We start from the raw sequence: 16,460 nt of genomic DNA, 5'->3' as shown, positions 1-16,460 counted from the left end.
ATGAAGATAAAAGTATTCAATAAATTGAAGATTAATCATGAGTCGTAGCTTTATCAAAAAAGAGGGCCTTGCTCAGGCCACCCTGGCACGTTACCTGCTGGGAGAAAAAAAAGGTAACAGACTGAAAACCATCGACGAACTGGCAACTGAATGTCAGTTTTCAGTCGGGCTCACTCAGGCGGCGTTAAAAACGCTGGAGAATGCAGGAGCCGTTACCGTTGACCGGCGCGGACGTAACGGCAGTTATCTCGTCAGTATGGATAACAAAGCCCTGCTGGCGTTTGCGGATATCGGCAATGTCGTGTGTGCAATGCCCCTGCCGTACACCCGCTTGTATGAAGGATTAGCCAGCGGGCTGAAAGCGCAGTTCGACGGCATTCCGTTTTATTACGCGCATATGCGCGGTTCAGACGTGCGGGTGGAATGCCTGCTTAATGGCGTGTATGACCTGGCGGTCGTGTCCCGGCTGGCGGCGCAAAGCTATCTGGATAATGGCGAGGTTTGCATGGCGCTGGAACTGGGCGCGCACACCTATGTCGGCGAGCATACGCTGATCTGCCGGGCAGACTGCGCCGATATTCGCCGGGTGGGCCTCGACCCGCGTTCAGCCGATCAGCGCATCATGACGGAGATCTGTTTTGGCGCTCGTCAGGTTGAACGGCTGGACGTGCCGTACCACGACTGCCTGAGCCATATTGCGCGGGGCGACATTGATGCGGCGATCTGGAATGTGGCTAATGAGGCCGATCTGGCATCGCATGGTTTGGTGGCAAAACCGCTTACCGGCGATGTGCGCTTTGTTCAGGCGTCGGAGGCCGTAGTGCTGACGCGTCGCGATGACATCCCCATCCAGCAACTGTTGCGCACGGTGGTGGATAAAAGCGCGCTCCTGAATCATCAACAGCGTGTGCTTAGCGGCTTACAGGAGCCGAGTTATTAGGAGAGCCGATGGAAGAGCGATTAACCCTGCTGTGTGAGGCGGGCGTAATTGATAAGGATATTTGTGACGGCATGCTGACGGTGGCCGCTCAACTGGAAAGCGTATGGGCAATTCCCGTGCGTAACGAGCAGGGGGAAATGGCGATTACCCACATGGCGAGCGCGTTGATGCGTAGCCGCCATGGTGAAATCATCAGCCCGCTCGATGAGGAGTTGATGGAAGAAATCCGCTCCTCAGAAGCTTATGACCAGTTGTTAATCATACATCAGGCGCTGCTGGACCCGTTCGAAGTGGTTCTGCATCCTCATGAAGAGGGCTATCTGCTGGCGAACCTTTATAGCCTGTGGATGGTGGCTAAAGCGTAGCGGCCCTGCGCGATGTTACGGGTTTAGGTTAAATATTCAAAAAAATGATTATTTAGAAAGATTTCATCAACGGGTCGTCGAGAGGCAAGGATATGTTTATTGAAGCACTCAAGGCACAAAATCCGGCGCTGATACAGGCCGCGCGCGAATTATGGCAGCAGGGAGCCATACTGCCGGATACCTGGGTCATTGATGTCGATCAGGTGATGGAAAATGGTCGCCAGCTCCTTGCGGTGGCGGAACGCTACGGAATAACGCTGTATTTGATGACCAAACAGCTTGGACGCAATCCGTGGCTGGCTAATAAACTCATTGCGCTCGGTTTTCATGGGGCAGTAGCGGTCGATTTTAAAGAAGCTCGTACCCTGCGTAGCGCCGGGATTGCGGTGTCGCACGTCGGTCATCTGGTGCAGATCCCACAAAGCCAGATTGATGAAAACGTTACGGCCTCCCCCGACATCATCACCGTTTTCTCCCTGGAAAAAATCAGCGCGATTTCGGCTGCGGCCAGGCGTAATCATTATGTTCAGCCGATTATGCTTAAGGTGTTCGCCGAACATGACATTCTCTATCCAGGCCAGGAAGCGGGATTTTCCCTGCATGAACTTGACCGCGTGGTTGAGATAATAAAAACGCTGCCGGGTGTGCAACTGGTTGGCCTCACCCATTTTCCCTGTTTGCTCTGGGATGACGAGACTCGGCAAACAGTACCTACGCCTAATCTCCAGACGCTGATTCAGGCGCGGGATCGTCTTGCTGAACAGGGCATCCGCATTGCGCAGATCAACGCGCCGTCAGCCTCAAGCTGTAGCACATTGCCGCTGCTGGCTGAATATAGCGTCACGCATGCCGAACCGGGCCATGCGCTGACCGGTACCATTCCGGCGAACCAGCATGGCGATCAACCGGAGAAGATCGCCATGCTATATCTCACCGAGATTTCCCATTCTTTTCGTGGCAACAGCTACTGCTTCGGCGGCGGTTACTATCGCCGGGGCCACGTACAAAACGCGCTGGTCTATCCGGGCAATGAAAATAGCCGCGTTGCGGCCAGGCTGTTACCCGTCGATGACAGCAGCATTGACTATCACCTCCCGCTGGCAGGTGAATTCCCGGTCGGCAGCCCGGTGGTGATGTGTTATCGCACTCAGATTTTTGTAACCCGCAGCGACGTTGCGCTGGTTTCCGGTATTCATCACGGTAAACCGGTGCTTGAGGCGCTGTATGACAGTCTCGGCAATCCCGTTTCCGGAGGTCTGCATGAGTAAGTTTGTGGTGGTGGTGATAGACAGTTTTGGCGTCGGCGCGATGGACGATGTGCCACAGGTCAGGCCGCAGGATCGCGGCGCTAATACCTGCGGGCATATTTTACAGCATCTGCCGCAACTGCACCTGCCGGTACTGGAAAAGCTCGGACTGATTAACGCGATGGGCTTCCCGGTAGGCGCGATGACGACGTCAGCGAGTGCGGTTTACGGTACGGCGGATCTGCAACATGAAGGCGGAGATACGTTTATGGGGCATCAGGAGATCCTCGGCACGCGTCCGCAACCGCCGGTAACCACGCCGTTTTCCGCCGTTATTGATGATGTTGAACAGGCGCTGGTAAGCCGGGGCTGGCAGGTCGCTCGCGTTGGAAGCACTCTGCAATATCTGTGGGTAAACGAGGCGGTGGCAATTGGCGACAACCTTGAAGCCGACCCCGGTCAGGTCTTTAACATCAGCGCCAACCTGAATGCCATTACCTTTGATGAAGTACGCGCTATCGGTGAGGTGGTCCGCCACTGTGTTCGGGTGGGGCGGGTCATTGCCTTTGGCGGACGACTTAAAAATAGTCAGCAACTTCGCGATGCCGCTGAGGAGAAAGAGGGCGTCTACATCGGCATCAATGCGCCACGTTCGGGCGTTTATCTGCACGATTTCCAGGTGGTTCATATGGGCTATGGCGTGGATGCCAGCGTTCAGGTACCGCAGAAGCTGCACGACGCGGGCATTAAAACCGTGCTGGTGGGGAAAGTCGCCGATATCGCCAGCAATCCTCACGGCGTCAGCTATCAGAATCTGGTGGATACCCAGCGCATCATGGATATCACCCTGAAAGAGGTACAGCAGCAGGGCGACGTATTTATCTGCACCAATATTCAGGAAACCGATCTTGCGGGTCACGCGCAGGACGTGGCGCGGTACGCAGAGCGCCTGCAACTGGTCGACAGCAATCTTGAGCGGTTAATGCAGGCTATGCAGCCAGACGATTGCCTGGTGGTAATGGCCGATCACGGTAACGATCCAACGATTGGTCACAGCAAGCATACCCGTGAAAAGGTGCCGCTTCTCGTCTGGCAGCCGGGCATCACGCCTGCCAGTCTTGGCGCAAGAACCACGCTATCTGATGTTGGGGCCACGGCCTGCGACTTCTTTGCAGCGGCTGCTCCCCAGAACGGCACTTCCTTTCTTCCCCTGCTGAAGCTCCGCTGTGGAGCCACCGGAGACCATCATGGCTGAGTTTTCACACATTGATCCATCAGGGTATACCTTTGCCCACGAGCATCTGCATATCGACCTGTCGGCGTTTAAAAACACTATCGACTGCCGGCTGGATCAATACGATCTTATTTGCGCAGAAATGAAGACCCTGTACGCCCTGGGCGTACGCAATATTATCGAAATGACCAACCGCTATATGGGACGTAATCCGCAGTTTATGCTGGATATTATGCGCGATACCGGCATCAATGTAATGGCCTGTACCGGTTATTATCAGCATGATTTTTACCCGCCACACGTTGCCACTACCTCAACGCAAGCGCTGGCGCAGGAAATGATTGACGACATTGAGACTGGCATTGACGGGACTGAACTGAAAGCCGGGATCATTGCGGAGATCGGCTCCAGCGTGAATACCATCACCCCGGATGAGGCAAAAATGTTTGCCGCCGCCGCGATAGCGCACCGGGAAACCGGACGTCCCATTTCCACCCACACCTCTTTTAGCACGATGGGGCTGGAGCAACTGGCGCTGCTGAAAAATCACGGCGTCGATCTTTCGCGTGTGGTGATCGGCCACTGCGATCTTAAAGACAATCTCGACGCTATCTTTCGCATGATCGATCAGGGCGCTTACGTTCAGTTCGATACCATCGGCAAAAATAACTACTACCCGGACGAAAAGCGCGTCGCCATGCTGAGCGAAATCGCCAGTCGCGGCCTGCTCGACCACGTCATGCTGTCCATGGATATTACCCGCCGTTCCCATCTGAAAGCCAACGGTGGCCCCGGCTTTGATTATTTGCTGACGACGTTTGTGCCGCTATTGCTGGAAGCGGGATTGACCCAGGCCGACGTTGATTTGATGTTACGTGACACTCCCTCTGTCTTCTTTAAATAAGGATTTCCCATGAAAAAGATCGGTGTTGCTGGCTTACAGCGCGAACTTATGAAGAAAACGATCGAAACCGCCGCGCCGGGCTGTTTTGAGGTCTTTATTTACAACGACATGGAGGCGGCGATGAAAGTGAAATCCGGACAGCTGGATTATTACATCGGCGCGTGTAATACCGGCGCAGGGGCGGCGTTATCCATTGCGATCGCGGTTATTGGTTATAACAAAAGCTGCACCATTGCCAAACCGGGCATCAAGGCGAAAGACGAGCAGATCGCCAAAATGGTTGCGGAAGGTAAGGTTGCCTTTGGTCTGTCGGTAGAGCATATCGAACATGCGATTCCGATGCTGGTTGCCCACTTAAAATAGGACGCCACGATGGATTTCTATATTCAGATTCTGATCGTTGCTTGTCTGACCGGAATGACCGCGCTGCTGGCGCATAAATCGGCGGCGGTTTTTCATGACGGTATCCGTCCCATTCTGCCACAGCTGATAGAAGGCAATATGAACCGCCGGGAAGCGGGTAGTATTGCCTTTGGTCTGAGCATTGGCTTTGTCGCCTCAGTAGGGATCTCCTTCACGCTAAAGACCGGTTTGTTGAATAGCTGGCTGTTGTTTTTGCCCACCGACATTCTTGGCGTACTGGCGATTAACGGCTGGCTGGCATTCGGGCTGGGCGCGGTGTGGGGCATTCTGATCCTCACCTGTCTGATCCCGGTGAACCATCTGCTCACCGCACTGCCCGTGGATGTGCTCGGATCGCTGGGCGAGCTGAGTTCTCCGGTGGTGTCGGCTTTTGCCCTGTTTCCGCTGGTGGCGATTTTTTATCAGTTCGGCTGGAAAAACAGCCTGTTTGCGGCGGCGGTGGTCTTGATGACCCGCGTTCTGGTGGTGCGCTTTTTCCCGCACCTGAACCCGGAATCGATTGAGATTTTCATCGGCATGGTAATGCTGCTGGGCATAGCGATTGTGCAGGATCATCGTACCCGCAGCGAGCGTGAACAGGATGATACCGGTGTATCGGTGTTTGAGGAACGAACGTCGCGGATCATTAAAAATCTGCCGTTTATCGCCATTGTCGGCGGGCTGATTGCCGTTGTGGCCAGCATGAAAATTTTTGCCGGTTCAGAGGTCTCCATCTTTACACTTGAGAAAGCCTACACTGCCGGACTGGACCCGGCGGAATCGCAGACCCTGATCCATCAGGCCGCGCTGGCGGAATTTATGCGCGGTCTGGGATTTGTGCCGCTGATCGCCACCACGGCGCTGGCGACGGGTGTTTATGCAGTGGCGGGTTTCACCTTTGTGTATGCCGTGGGCTATTTAATCGCCAATCCTTTTATGGCTTTTATCGTGGGGGCGGTGGTGATTTCTGCCGAAGTTCTGCTGCTGCGGTCGATTGGCAAATGGCTGGGACGCTATCCTTCCGTGCGCAATGCCTCAGACAACATCCGTAACGCGATGAATATGCTGATGGAAATGGCGTTGCTGGTTGGTTCGATTTTTGCCGCCATTAAAATGGCGGGCTATACCGGTTTCACGATTGCGGCGGCGCTCTATTTCCTCAACGAATCACTGGGACGTCCGGTGCAAAAAATGGCTTCGCCGGTGGTGGCGGTGCTGATCACCGGGATCGTATTAAATATTCTGTACTGGTGCGGGCTGTTTATCCCGGTCTGAGGAGGCGAAAATGGAAACGTACCCGCTACAGAGTCTAACGCTCACAGAGGCACAGCATAAACAGTTTGCGCTGGTAGACGCCATCTGTCGCCATTTTCCCGACGCGGAGTTTCTGCGTGGCGGTGATATGGGCTTGACCCCAGGTCTTAACCAGCCGGGAACGACTCAGCGTGTTGAGGCCGTGCTGGCGGCTTTTTTTCGGGCGCAGGCGGCTGTGCTGGTACAGGGCGCGGGCACCGGGGCGATACGCGCCGGGCTTGCGGCGCTGATCCCTGCCGGTGGGCGGTTGCTGGTTCATGATGCACCACTCTATCCGACCACGGCAACCATCGCGCAGCAGATGGGGCTGGCGTTGGTGCGAGTGGATTTTAACGATTCGCAGGCGTTAGCGCAGGCGGCGCGTCATCATCCGCATGCCGCGCTGGTTCAGCACACCCGGCAGCAACCAGAGGATCGGTATCAGCTGGCTGACGTGGTAAAAAGCCTTACGGCACAGGCCATTCCGGTTCTTACGGATGATAATTATGCGGTCATGAAAGTCGCGGCTATCGGCTGCGAGTATGGTGCCACGCTGTCGACCTTTTCCTGCTTTAAGCTCTTTGGTCCGGAAGGCGTGGGAGCAGTAGTGGGTAACCATGAAGCCATCATGCGTATTCGCGCGACAATGTATTCCGGCGGCAGTCAGATCCAGGGAGGCCAGGCGCTGGAGGTATTACGGGGAATGGTCATGGCACCCGTAATGCATGCCGTTCAGGCTGGCGTCACGGAACGCCTGTGTCTGATGTTGAATCAGGGGGCGATAGCGCAGGTGAAACATGCCGTGATAGCCAACGCGCAATCTAAAGTACTGCTGGTCACTTTTCAGAAACCTATCGCTCGTCAGGTGCTGGAAAACGCGCCGCGTTTTGGCGCTTTACCGTGGCCGGTTGGTGCGGAATCGAAATATGAAATTCCGCCGCTGTTTTATCGACTTTCTGGAACGTTCAGGGAAGCAAATCCGGGAGCGGAGCATGATACGATCCGTATTAATCCGAATCGAAGTGGTGAAGAAACCGTATTACGAATATTACGTGAGAGTTGCCTGACGTTATAAAAAAAACCGGGCAAGCCCGGTTTTTTATGTATGCAATAATGCTGTCGATTACTGATCGGCAGCCGGGCCGCAACCGCCAATAATTTTGGAAATAGAAATAGCCGGATGCAGCAGGTAATCGTAGCTACAGTTATTTTTTTTGTTTTCGATGTGACCAGTACAAGCGGTCAGTGTTGCCAGGATACCAGCTACAACAGCAATTTTAACAACTTTTAACATAACAAAATCCTTCCTGGAGAAGTATCTATATAACGAGAAAATAAATGGAAAAAATCCATTTCGCGCTTGATACCATAACAATAAACACCAGGTAGAAATAGTCCAGATCAGGACTTTGTTGTGGGGGTAAATTGTGATTCGAATTAAACGGGAAATAACAGAAGATTAAATAGCCCAGCGAAAAACGCTCGCCGGGCCGTGGTAGTTAATTAACGGAATGTTTTTTTGATATTCAACATAAAGCCTTTGTCGCTAATATTGTCTTCTTTCCACTGGTAAGCATCCAGGTGCAGCGTGGTGTCGTTGCTGCTGTACTTCACGCCCACCGTCGCCAGACCGTTAACGCCGCCGCCTTTCTGGCCGTCATCCACGCTAAAGGACTGGCCTGCTGCCCCTTGCAGAGACGCGTTACGCTGGCTTTTGCTGTAGCTCAGGTTCGGGCCGCCTTCCAGCATCGCCGTTGCGCTCCAGCCGTTATCCCCTGCGTAATCCAGTTTCAGGCCGACAACGGAATCAACCGCCGTTTCGCTACCCGCGCTCATGCTCAGGTTGAAATCCCCGGCGCTGCGCTCTTTGTAGCCATCTTCCAGCGTATGACGGAATTTCACTCCAGCATACGGCGTCACTTTCAGCGCATCTTCCATCAGCGTAAAGGTTTTTGCCCCTTCGCTGCGGAACTCAAGATACTGTTGACGGGTATCCGAATCGGCGGTTTTGTTGACATCGCCATACGAAACAGAGCGGCTGCTGTCGAGGTTATGCACGTCGTAGCGCAGAGCGTTATTCCAGCTCAGGCCGTTATCGAACGTCATGCTGTGCTTCAGGCCGAAGAACTGGCTGTAGCCGCCGGTCAGGCCGTTATCGCCCGCGTTCTGCGCACCGTCGCCGTCCAGACGGGCGATACCGTATTCCAGCGTCAGGTTCTGGCTGGCGGTTAAATCCAGCTTCTGGCGCAGCGCCAGCATGTCGTACTGGGTGTCGTTGCCCAGTTCTGCACGCGGGTCGCCTTTTGCCACCACGTTAAAGGCCAGACCTTCTTTCACCTGCGGCGCGGCGTCGGCCAGCATGTTGAAGCGGTTGCTCAGCACGCGGGCCTCACGGAACACGGTGGTCGCCTGGCTGCCGCTCACCTGCTTCAGTGCGTTGTTCAGTTCGGCGGAGGTGCCCACGTTGAGGCTGGTGTACAGCTCGTTGTTGGTATAACCGGCATCCAGCGCCTGCGCCACGCTGTCTACGCTGCTGTCGGTCGTGACATCGACGTAGGCGTTTTTGGTCATGGTGACGTCGACGTTGCCGTCGGCGTCGGTGCTGCCCTGGGCGTTCCAGACCACGCTGGTGGAGGTGATATTTTCCGCGCCCTGGATATTGCTGCCGGTAAAGGCGTTATCGACGACGACTGTCGTGTCAGCTGTGCCGGCGGTAAAGCCGGTGCCGACCGCCACGTTGTCGCCAATCACCAGATTGTTGGCGTTCAGGGTGCCGGAGCTGCCGTCGGCGTTGGTGCCGACAATGTAGTTGGAAAGCTGCTGCGGCGCGTTTGGATCGGCCGGGGCGTCAGGAACGTTGCCTTCGGAAGGCGCCGTACCGGCAGCCGGGATGGCAATATCCGCCGTACCGTTATGATCGTTTTGCGTACCGGTAGTGCCCGGCGCGTAGATGCCGCAGCCGGTATCACATAGCAGGTTGATCTCGCCGTTGTTGATGATGGCTTTGGTTTTGCCGCCAAAAGCGTAAGAGTTATCGGCATAGACGTTGATCACTCCATCCGCAGTGTTGTTGATGGTGGTCGCATTACCATTACCTTTGATGCCGATAAGCCCGGTGCCGTTGGTACCCTCCGCTTTGCCCTGTTCGGTACCGACGTTGATGGTGCCAGCGTTAACGAGATTTACCATATAGCTGGTTGTACTGCCGTTGATGGCGATAGCGTTGTCGCCCTGGATATTGATGGTGCCTTCATTGCCGAAGTTGTAGCCGCGCCCGAGGTTAATCAGCGGCGCATCCGGGTTGATGCCGTTGATAACGCCAGTTTCGGTGTTCCAGATCCATTTAGGGCTTTCGCTGCCGTTGGCGGTAGTGATGGCGCTGTAGCCGTTGGTGGCGGTGATGGTGCCGCTGTTAACCTGAGTCAGTGATTCGTTGGCGCGGGTCATATTGATGATGGTGTTTTCACCACCCTTTACCGCGTTGCCGCTGTTGGTAAGCGTCGCACCTTCCTGGTTATAGAAGTAGAAGCTGCCGGAGACCAGCGATTTTCCGTCTTCCGCCACGGTCATATTGCCGGTGTTAACGATCTCCTGTTTGTAGCTGTTCGTTGCGATAGAGCCGGTAAAATCGCCTTCGTTAAAGAAGGTGCTGTCGCCATTAATGTAGAGCCGATCGGTGGTGATGCTGCCGCCCGCACGGTTGTAAAGACTGTAACTGGTGTTGATAGTATCGGCATTCAGCGTCCCCTTGTTCTCCAGACCACCGCTGCCAATCGCCAGTTCGCCGTTGACCGTCAGGCTGGCGTCCGTTTCGTTGTACAGCCAGTCGTTGGCGTACAGATCGCCGTTAAGCGTTTCGTTACCGTAGTTCGCCAGCGCCTCCGTGGTGAGGAATCCGGGGGCGGAGGTTTGGGTGTCGCTGTCGCCGCTGCCAGGGAGAGATGGTATCCAGATTTTATCGGTGGCTGTGGCGCCCATATGCGGATCGTTGGCATCCATATTTGCGCCGTTAAGGTTGATAGAACCATTGTTGATGATATAGCCGGTACCATCGTTGTAGAACGCCTGGCCGTAGTCGGCGTCAATATTGATGACGCCTGTCGTATCGTTGACGACCGTACCGCCCCAGAACGCCGCCATACCGACCAGTTGGTTAGTTACACCGGTAACGCCTTTATCCGCGTTCAGGGTGATAGTGCCCTGGTTAATAGCCGTACCGCCGTACATGGCGGTCATGCCATAGCCAGCGTTATGCACGGTGATGTCGCCCGTATTAATGACGGTGGCGTCGCCGCTGCTGCTGCTATCATCGGAGCCTGCAATCATCCCTGCGCTGGGAAGTTCATGGTGGCTGGTTGACCAGTAACTTTCACCGATGATGTTACCGTTTTCATCCAGTTTCTGCTTAAAGCCGTCAACATAAATATCGCCTGCGTTGACCGCGGTGCCTTTGCTGGCGCCCATACCGTAAAGCCCAGCGCCATACACCGATATCGATGCGTCTTTATCATTCTTTACCGCACCGTAGTCATAGGCCAGCATGCCGTAGGCGGTATTGTTATACCAGGCCTGGGGATAGGTGACGATCCCTCCGATGTACGAGGGGGCTGTACCACTTACCAGCGTAATGTCGCCGCCCGCGTTATTTTCCGCCGTCGATCCTTTTCCGCTAGCGACCATAGCTGACGTTCGTCCAAAATTGTCGTTATTGGTCACCGAGGTAATACTGCCGCTATTGCTGCTCTGTGCGCCATTGCTGGCGCGCATAAACGTCATCATGCCCTCAGAATTGATCGTGCCCTGATTATCAATGGAAGAGCCTTCTCCTTTGGCCATCAGCAGTGCGGCATCTGTATAGATATAATTAACGATGATGTTATAACGAACGTCAATGACGGAGCTGTCGCTCAATACCATTGAGCCGCCGTTTTTCACATTAACCATCACGGTATTCCCACCTAATACATCGGTGAGATCCACCTGAGAATGACCGTTTAGGGTAACGTCGCTGTTGCCATCAATATTGATACCGACGATGGGGGAGGCAGAGTAGTCCTGGGCGGTATTGCGGGTAATATTAAAACCGCCCGCTAAATTGACACTGTTGCCGTCGCCTTCAACGTTCAGACCGATGGTATCTAAGTACTGATCGTCGACGCTGCTGAGATCGTTCATATTAATCGCCAGCTCGCCGTTCAACGCCACCTGATTATTATTGCCGTTGATAGTGATGCCAGACAGCGTATCGCTGGAATCTATCATGCTATTGCTGGCATAGTCGGCGTTGAGGGTGAGGTTGCCGTCAATGGCCGTTGTGGTGTTGTTTCCTGTAATCTCGACGCCCGTGCCGCCATGATAGACGCCATTGCTGTCCTGTACTGAATCGACATTGATATTGCCATCAAGCGTGACCTGCGCCCCATCGCCGCTGACCAGCGTGCCGGTGCCGTTCAGGCTGATGTCGATATCGCCTTTGTTTTTAAAGGTGTTATCTTTGCCTGCGACAATAAAGCCGGTAGAGCCATCATCGCGTATCGTGACATTGCCAGTGTTTGTCGTGGTGCTATTTGTGCCGTAGGTAATAATGCCGGTTGCGCTATTGGTGACCAGCATATCGCCGGTTTGCGTCAGGCTGGAATCATTGCCGTCGATAATGGCGGCGATACTGCCTGTACCATCGACGAAGATATCCCCCGTGTTGGCGATACGAGTATTGTTACCGTCAATGTATGTACCTATTGCGCCATTTTGAATGGTCTGTGCGCCCTGGCTGAGGATAAGCGCGTAATCCCCGTCGACATACAAGGCCGTTGAGCCTGTGCCGTCGACCGTAATATCACCTTCATTATCGATGGCCGCGTGATCGCCAGTGATTTTTGCGCCAATGCCGCCGTCGGCAACGTCCAGTTTCCCTTCATTGGTCAGACGCGTGTAATCACCCGCGACAGTGGTGCCGGTGGAACCCTGGCCCGTAATGGTGGAATTGCCGGTGATCTTCACTTTTGCATCGTTACCGTCAATACGCATGGCTGTACCGCTGCTGTCGACGGTGATGTCACCGGTGATCATTGCCTTCGCATCGTCGCCGTTGATATCGATACCGGTTGCGCCATCGGAGATATTTTGGGTCCCCTCACTAATAATGGTGGTGTAATTGCCCTCAACGTCCAGTGCGACGGAACCCTCACCGCTGACGGTGGAATTCCCTTCGTTAGTGATGTTGGTGTTATCGCCGTTGATGATCCCGCCAATGGCACCGTTGGTAACAACCATCTCACCTTTATTGTCGATCTGCGCGCCATTGCCATTGATGACGGAACCTCGGGAATCCTTACCGTTGATCTCCGATTTGCCGGTGATATCCACTTTCGCGTTGTTACCGTCAATAATCATGGCGGTGCCGCCGCTGTCGACGCTGATATCTCCTGTCATTGCCACGCTGGTGTTATCGCCGACAATATGTGTGCCGGTGGCGTGATCGGTGATAATTTGCGTGCCTTCACTAGTAAGGGTGGTGCCATCGCCTTCGACGTACAGCGCGGTGGAGTTTTCGCCGCTGATGGTGGTATTGCCCAGGTTTTCAATAATGGCGTCATTACCAGTGATTTTCCCGCCGGTAGCGCCATCGGTGATGGTCATCTCGCCGTCATTAATCACATGCGCGCTGTTACCGTAAATAATGGAGCCGGTAGAGCCTTCCCCGCTGAGATCTGAAATGCCGGCGTTGTCGAGGGTGATATTATCGCCATCGACCACCAGACCTGTTCCGCCGCCGCGAACGGTAATCCCGCCTGAAATTTTGGTTTGTGAGCCATTGCCGGAAATCAGCGCGCCGGTGGCACCGTCCACGGTGGACTGACCCGCAATGGTGTTGGCGGTGTTGTCGCCGGTAATGACCAGCCCAACGGCACCGTCGGTGACGGTTGAGCCGCCATTGAGGGTATTTTTCGTGCTATCGCCGCTGATGATGACGCCAGTTTTACCCTGGCCGCTAACAGTCATTCCGCGATCGGTGGTGGTTTCAGCCTGATCGCGAATGACCGTCGTCTCTTCATCCGCGAGGATCAGATAGCCCCGGCTGTCGTATTTCCAGTACAGGCCGTTCGGCTGGGTGCCTTCAATCACGGCGGCGTTGTCATCGGTGACGTTCCAGCCGCTGACGTTCAGCGTTTTAGTACCGTCCGCAGTGGTCAACAGCCATTGTTCGCCCTCTTTGGAATAGGTCAGGACTGCGCCGCCGATGTGTTTGCCGTTATCTAATTTAATATCGCTGAATGTTAAGCTATTTTGTGTTTCATCCAGCGTTACGCCGTTGATAAAGGTTTTGATTGCGGTGCCGCCGCCGTCCGGATCGGGCGGGGTCACGTCGTCGTCGCCACCGTCGTCGGGCGGAACTACATCGTCATCGCCACCGTCGTCGGGCGGAACCACGTCATCGTCGCCGCCGTCGTCGGGCGGAACTACATCGTCATCACCACCGTCGTCCGGTGGAACTACATCACCTCCGCCACCGCTGGGCGGCACCACATTATCATCGCTACCATCGTCAGGAGGGGGAACATTTCCACCGTCATCTGGCGGGAGCGGTGACGGATCAGGATGTTGAGAGCTATCACTGTCACTGTGGTTTATCCCTGCCGCTACCCCGGCTATTATCGCGGCGGTGCCACCGGCGATCCACATCCAACGGTTATCGTTTTCCTCTTCCTCGATCAGGCAGGTTGGGGAGAGTTTGTCTCGTTCTGCTTTGGAAAGGGCGGAAATATTCGCAGGGCAATGCTTATCATCATCATTGCTCTCAGCAGCGACGGCCGGGTAATAATAGGTTTGCAGGGCTATCGCAACAGCGGCAGTGATAACTTTCTTTTTCATGGAGAGCGTCCTTACTGAATATCAGTCCTTATGAAAATCACAACAGAGGCGAAAACAACGACAAGGAGTGGTGAGGAGTAAAATTTAAAAAGACAAGTGATTTATCGCTTAATTGTCGCAGTTCGTCAAATGGCTGGCGGGTCAATAATATTGCGCATCTTTATGTTTATTATTTATGGGGGAATATAGAACAATGACTTACGGATATTTTTTGGTATTTATTATTAATATGGTGAATGTATTTAGGGTGAGTTAATTATATTTTAAGAATTTATAAAGTTTTTGGGTGTATTCATTTACTACATGAATAATATTTTTGACGGCAAACCGGCACTGCAGTCGGCACATAAAGGAGGGACTTACCCACAGCCAGTTGATGGCAAGGCTTAGCTAATACGGCAACCCCGATAAAAAACACAGGTGCGATCTTTTGTGAGTAATAAAAATGAACTTGTTCATAAAGTCTGCGCTTATTTTTATACCGCGGCTCCGCTGATTTTATAAATAGAATGGTCAGGAAGATAATGTCAGGAGCATGTTTTATTTTTGTTCTTAATATTCCGTTCGGATGGCAAGAGGGGAGGGTGTCAACAGCACGATGGCGGCTTTTAGTATTTTTTTTCATGAGGTTATCTCTTGATTAATAAACGCCTGAACTTAACGTTGGCTGTGCCGGACCAAGTGGCTTTTATTTAACGCTATCCGGCGGGAAATAGATAATTGATTAACTTAAAAAGGTGTTAAATATTAATAATTATAAGAGTCATATGTTTGTATTGTGCATGGGCGCGAAAAGTATTCGCGCCCGAAGAAGGGCTTAATGATTTGAAAACCAGTTTAATTTCTGGCGTAGCGCCACTACCTGGCCCACGATAATTAACGCCGGGCTTTGCATCTGCAGGGCCATCAGCCCGAGCTGCGCCAGCGTACCATCAACCACGCGCTGCTCAATTGCCGTCCCGTTTTCCACGATGGCTACCGGCATTTCGGCAGACATACCGTGTTCAATCAGCTTTTCCTGAATCGCCGCCGCCTGATTGAGCCCCATATAGAACACCAGTGTCTGTTTTTCTGCCGCCAGATTTACCCAGTCCAGCTCGCCGCCGGTTTTCAGATGGCCGGTGACCAGACGCACGCTTTGCGCGTAGTCGCGGTGGGTAAGTGGAATGCCCGAGTAGGCTGAACAGCCTGAAGCCGCAGTAATGCCCGGCACAACAGAAAACGGAATACCAGCATGGCACAGGGTTTCCAGCTCTTCACCGCCGCGCCCGAAGATAAACGGGTCACCGCCTTTCAGGCGCACGACGCGCTTCCCTTTTTGCGCTTCCCGCAGCAGGATCTGGTTAATCTCATCCTGTGGCACACAGTGAAAACCCGCCCGTTTGCCGACAAAGACACGATCGGCGTCGCGACGCACCAGGTTCATAATGTCGTCAGAGACCAGCCGATCGTAAACCACCACATCAGCCTGCTGGATTTGCTGCAACCCTTTGAGCGTTAAAAGCCCGGCGTCGCCCGGTCCGGCACCGACCAGCACCACTTCGCCACGGTGGTCCAGCGGTTCGGCAAGCAACTGCTCGGTTGTTTGCGTGACTGCTTTCGGATCGTTATTCGCCAGCGACTGCGCCAGGCGGTCGTTAACAAACAGTTTTTCCCAGAAGCGGCGACGTTCGCCAACGGTCGCAAACTGCTTTTTCACACGCGAACGCAGCTGGCCGGCATAGTGTGCAACCTGGCCCAGATGCAGCGGCAAGAGCGATTCCAGCTTCTCACGCAGCAAACGCGCCAGCACCGGAGACGTACCACCGGATGAGACGGCTACCATCAGCGGTGAGCGGTCGATTATGGAAGGCATGATGAAACTGGCCTGCTTAGGCGCATCCACAACGTTACAGAAAATGCGCCGAGCTTCGGCGGCCTCGCTGACATGCTGGTTAACGTCTTCATCATCCGTGGCGGCAATGACCAGCCAGCACTCATCCAGCAGCGATTCGCTAAAGGCCCCCCTGGCCAGCGTTACCATCCCCGCCTCTTCCCAGACCGCAAACTGCGGTACAAAAGCGAGCGCGTTTACGGTAAGTCGTGCACCCGCCTCCAGCAGCAGCCGCGCTTTACGTTCAGCAACGTCACCGCCGCCGACGAGCAGACAGGCGCGATCGCGTAACTGACAAAAAATGGGCAAATGGTCCACGGCGTTTCCTTA

General features: G+C 54.1%; 12 protein-coding genes. 8 read left to right on the top strand and 4 right to left on the bottom strand.

The window, feature by feature from the left end; genetic code table 11:
* Positions 1-37 precede the first annotated feature (37 nt).
* The 8 genes from yhfZ to CHU32_RS20675 all read left to right on the top strand — a co-directional run bounded on the left by yhfZ (position 38) and on the right by CHU32_RS20675 (position 7,460).
* Entirely contained in the window at positions 38-940 is a 903-nt protein-coding gene (gene yhfZ, locus CHU32_RS20710) for a GntR family transcriptional regulator YhfZ (protein ID WP_103677220.1), read from the top strand.
* Positions 941-948: 8 nt separating this feature from the next.
* Positions 949-1,305: a PRD domain-containing protein gene (locus CHU32_RS20705; protein ID WP_103677219.1), complete on the top strand. Its 357-nt coding sequence runs from the start codon at positions 949-951 to the stop codon at positions 1,303-1,305.
* 92 nt (positions 1,306-1,397) lie between these two features.
* Positions 1,398-2,573 (top strand): YhfX family PLP-dependent enzyme, encoded by a 1,176-nt coding sequence (locus CHU32_RS20700; protein ID WP_103677218.1) that lies wholly within the window; start codon positions 1,398-1,400, stop codon positions 2,571-2,573.
* Entirely contained in the window at positions 2,566-3,807 is a 1,242-nt protein-coding gene (locus CHU32_RS20695; RefSeq protein ID WP_103677217.1) for a phosphopentomutase, read from the top strand. The genes CHU32_RS20700 and CHU32_RS20695 overlap by 8 nt, the downstream gene beginning before the upstream one ends.
* Positions 3,800-4,690, top strand: a complete 891-nt coding sequence (locus CHU32_RS20690) for a phosphotriesterase-related protein (protein ID WP_103677216.1) — start codon at positions 3,800-3,802, stop codon at positions 4,688-4,690. Before CHU32_RS20695 ends, CHU32_RS20690 begins: the two co-directional genes overlap by 8 nt.
* A gap of 9 nt (positions 4,691-4,699) precedes the next feature.
* Positions 4,700-5,053, top strand: a complete 354-nt coding sequence (locus CHU32_RS20685) for a DUF2620 domain-containing protein (protein WP_103677215.1) — start codon at positions 4,700-4,702, stop codon at positions 5,051-5,053.
* Between the two features lie 9 nt (positions 5,054-5,062).
* Entirely contained in the window at positions 5,063-6,367 is a 1,305-nt protein-coding gene (locus tag CHU32_RS20680) for a YhfT family protein (protein WP_103677214.1), read from the top strand.
* Between the two features lie 10 nt (positions 6,368-6,377).
* Positions 6,378-7,460, top strand: coding sequence for an aminotransferase class I/II-fold pyridoxal phosphate-dependent enzyme (locus tag CHU32_RS20675; protein ID WP_103677213.1), 1,083 nt, complete (start codon positions 6,378-6,380; stop codon positions 7,458-7,460).
* 48 nt (positions 7,461-7,508) lie between these two features.
* On the opposite strand, the gene CHU32_RS20670 is transcribed toward CHU32_RS20675, so the two are convergent.
* The 4 genes from CHU32_RS20670 to cysG all read right to left on the bottom strand — a co-directional run bounded on the left by CHU32_RS20670 (position 7,509) and on the right by cysG (position 16,448).
* Positions 7,509-7,679: a YhfL family protein gene (locus CHU32_RS20670; protein ID WP_103677212.1), complete on the bottom strand. Its 171-nt coding sequence runs from the start codon at positions 7,677-7,679 to the stop codon at positions 7,509-7,511.
* Between the two features lie 209 nt (positions 7,680-7,888).
* Positions 7,889-14,257, bottom strand: a complete 6,369-nt coding sequence (locus CHU32_RS20665) for a BigA/YdbA N-terminal beta-barrel domain-containing protein (protein WP_245880249.1) — start codon at positions 14,255-14,257, stop codon at positions 7,889-7,891.
* Between the two features lie 292 nt (positions 14,258-14,549).
* The gene (locus CHU32_RS28080) at positions 14,550-14,882 is read right to left on the bottom strand and encodes a hypothetical protein (protein WP_133159266.1); all 333 of its coding nucleotides are present in this window, start codon (positions 14,880-14,882) and stop codon (positions 14,550-14,552) included.
* A gap of 192 nt (positions 14,883-15,074) precedes the next feature.
* Entirely contained in the window at positions 15,075-16,448 is a 1,374-nt protein-coding gene (gene cysG, locus CHU32_RS20660) for a siroheme synthase CysG (protein WP_103677211.1), read from the bottom strand.
* Between the last annotated feature and the right edge of the window lie 12 nt (positions 16,449-16,460).

It is taken from the genome of Superficieibacter electus, from assembly GCF_002915575.1.
GTDB classification, from domain to species: Bacteria; Pseudomonadota; Gammaproteobacteria; order Enterobacterales; family Enterobacteriaceae; genus Superficieibacter; species Superficieibacter electus.
This window is presented reverse-complemented; position numbering and strand designations above follow the sequence as displayed.

What these genes read in the sequence shown, in the direction of transcription:
- yhfZ (WP_103677220.1), top strand. Translation starts at nt 38, where the DNA reads ATGAGTCGTAGCTTTATCAAAAAAGAGGGCCTTGCTCAGGCCACCCTG.
- CHU32_RS20705 (WP_103677219.1), top strand. Translation starts at nt 949, where the DNA reads ATGGAAGAGCGATTAACCCTGCTGTGTGAGGCGGGCGTAATTGATAAG.
- CHU32_RS20700 (WP_103677218.1), top strand. Translation starts at nt 1,398, where the DNA reads ATGTTTATTGAAGCACTCAAGGCACAAAATCCGGCGCTGATACAGGCC.
- CHU32_RS20695 (WP_103677217.1), top strand. Translation starts at nt 2,566, where the DNA reads ATGAGTAAGTTTGTGGTGGTGGTGATAGACAGTTTTGGCGTCGGCGCG.
- CHU32_RS20690 (WP_103677216.1), top strand. Translation starts at nt 3,800, where the DNA reads ATGGCTGAGTTTTCACACATTGATCCATCAGGGTATACCTTTGCCCAC.
- CHU32_RS20685 (WP_103677215.1), top strand. Translation starts at nt 4,700, where the DNA reads ATGAAAAAGATCGGTGTTGCTGGCTTACAGCGCGAACTTATGAAGAAA.
- CHU32_RS20680 (WP_103677214.1), top strand. Translation starts at nt 5,063, where the DNA reads ATGGATTTCTATATTCAGATTCTGATCGTTGCTTGTCTGACCGGAATG.
- CHU32_RS20675 (WP_103677213.1), top strand. Translation starts at nt 6,378, where the DNA reads ATGGAAACGTACCCGCTACAGAGTCTAACGCTCACAGAGGCACAGCAT.
- CHU32_RS20670 (WP_103677212.1), bottom strand. Translation starts at nt 7,679, where the DNA reads ATGTTAAAAGTTGTTAAAATTGCTGTTGTAGCTGGTATCCTGGCAACA.
- CHU32_RS20665 (WP_245880249.1), bottom strand. Translation starts at nt 14,257, where the DNA reads ATGAAAAAGAAAGTTATCACTGCCGCTGTTGCGATAGCCCTGCAAACC.
- CHU32_RS28080 (WP_133159266.1), bottom strand. Translation starts at nt 14,882, where the DNA reads ATGAAAAAAAATACTAAAAGCCGCCATCGTGCTGTTGACACCCTCCCC.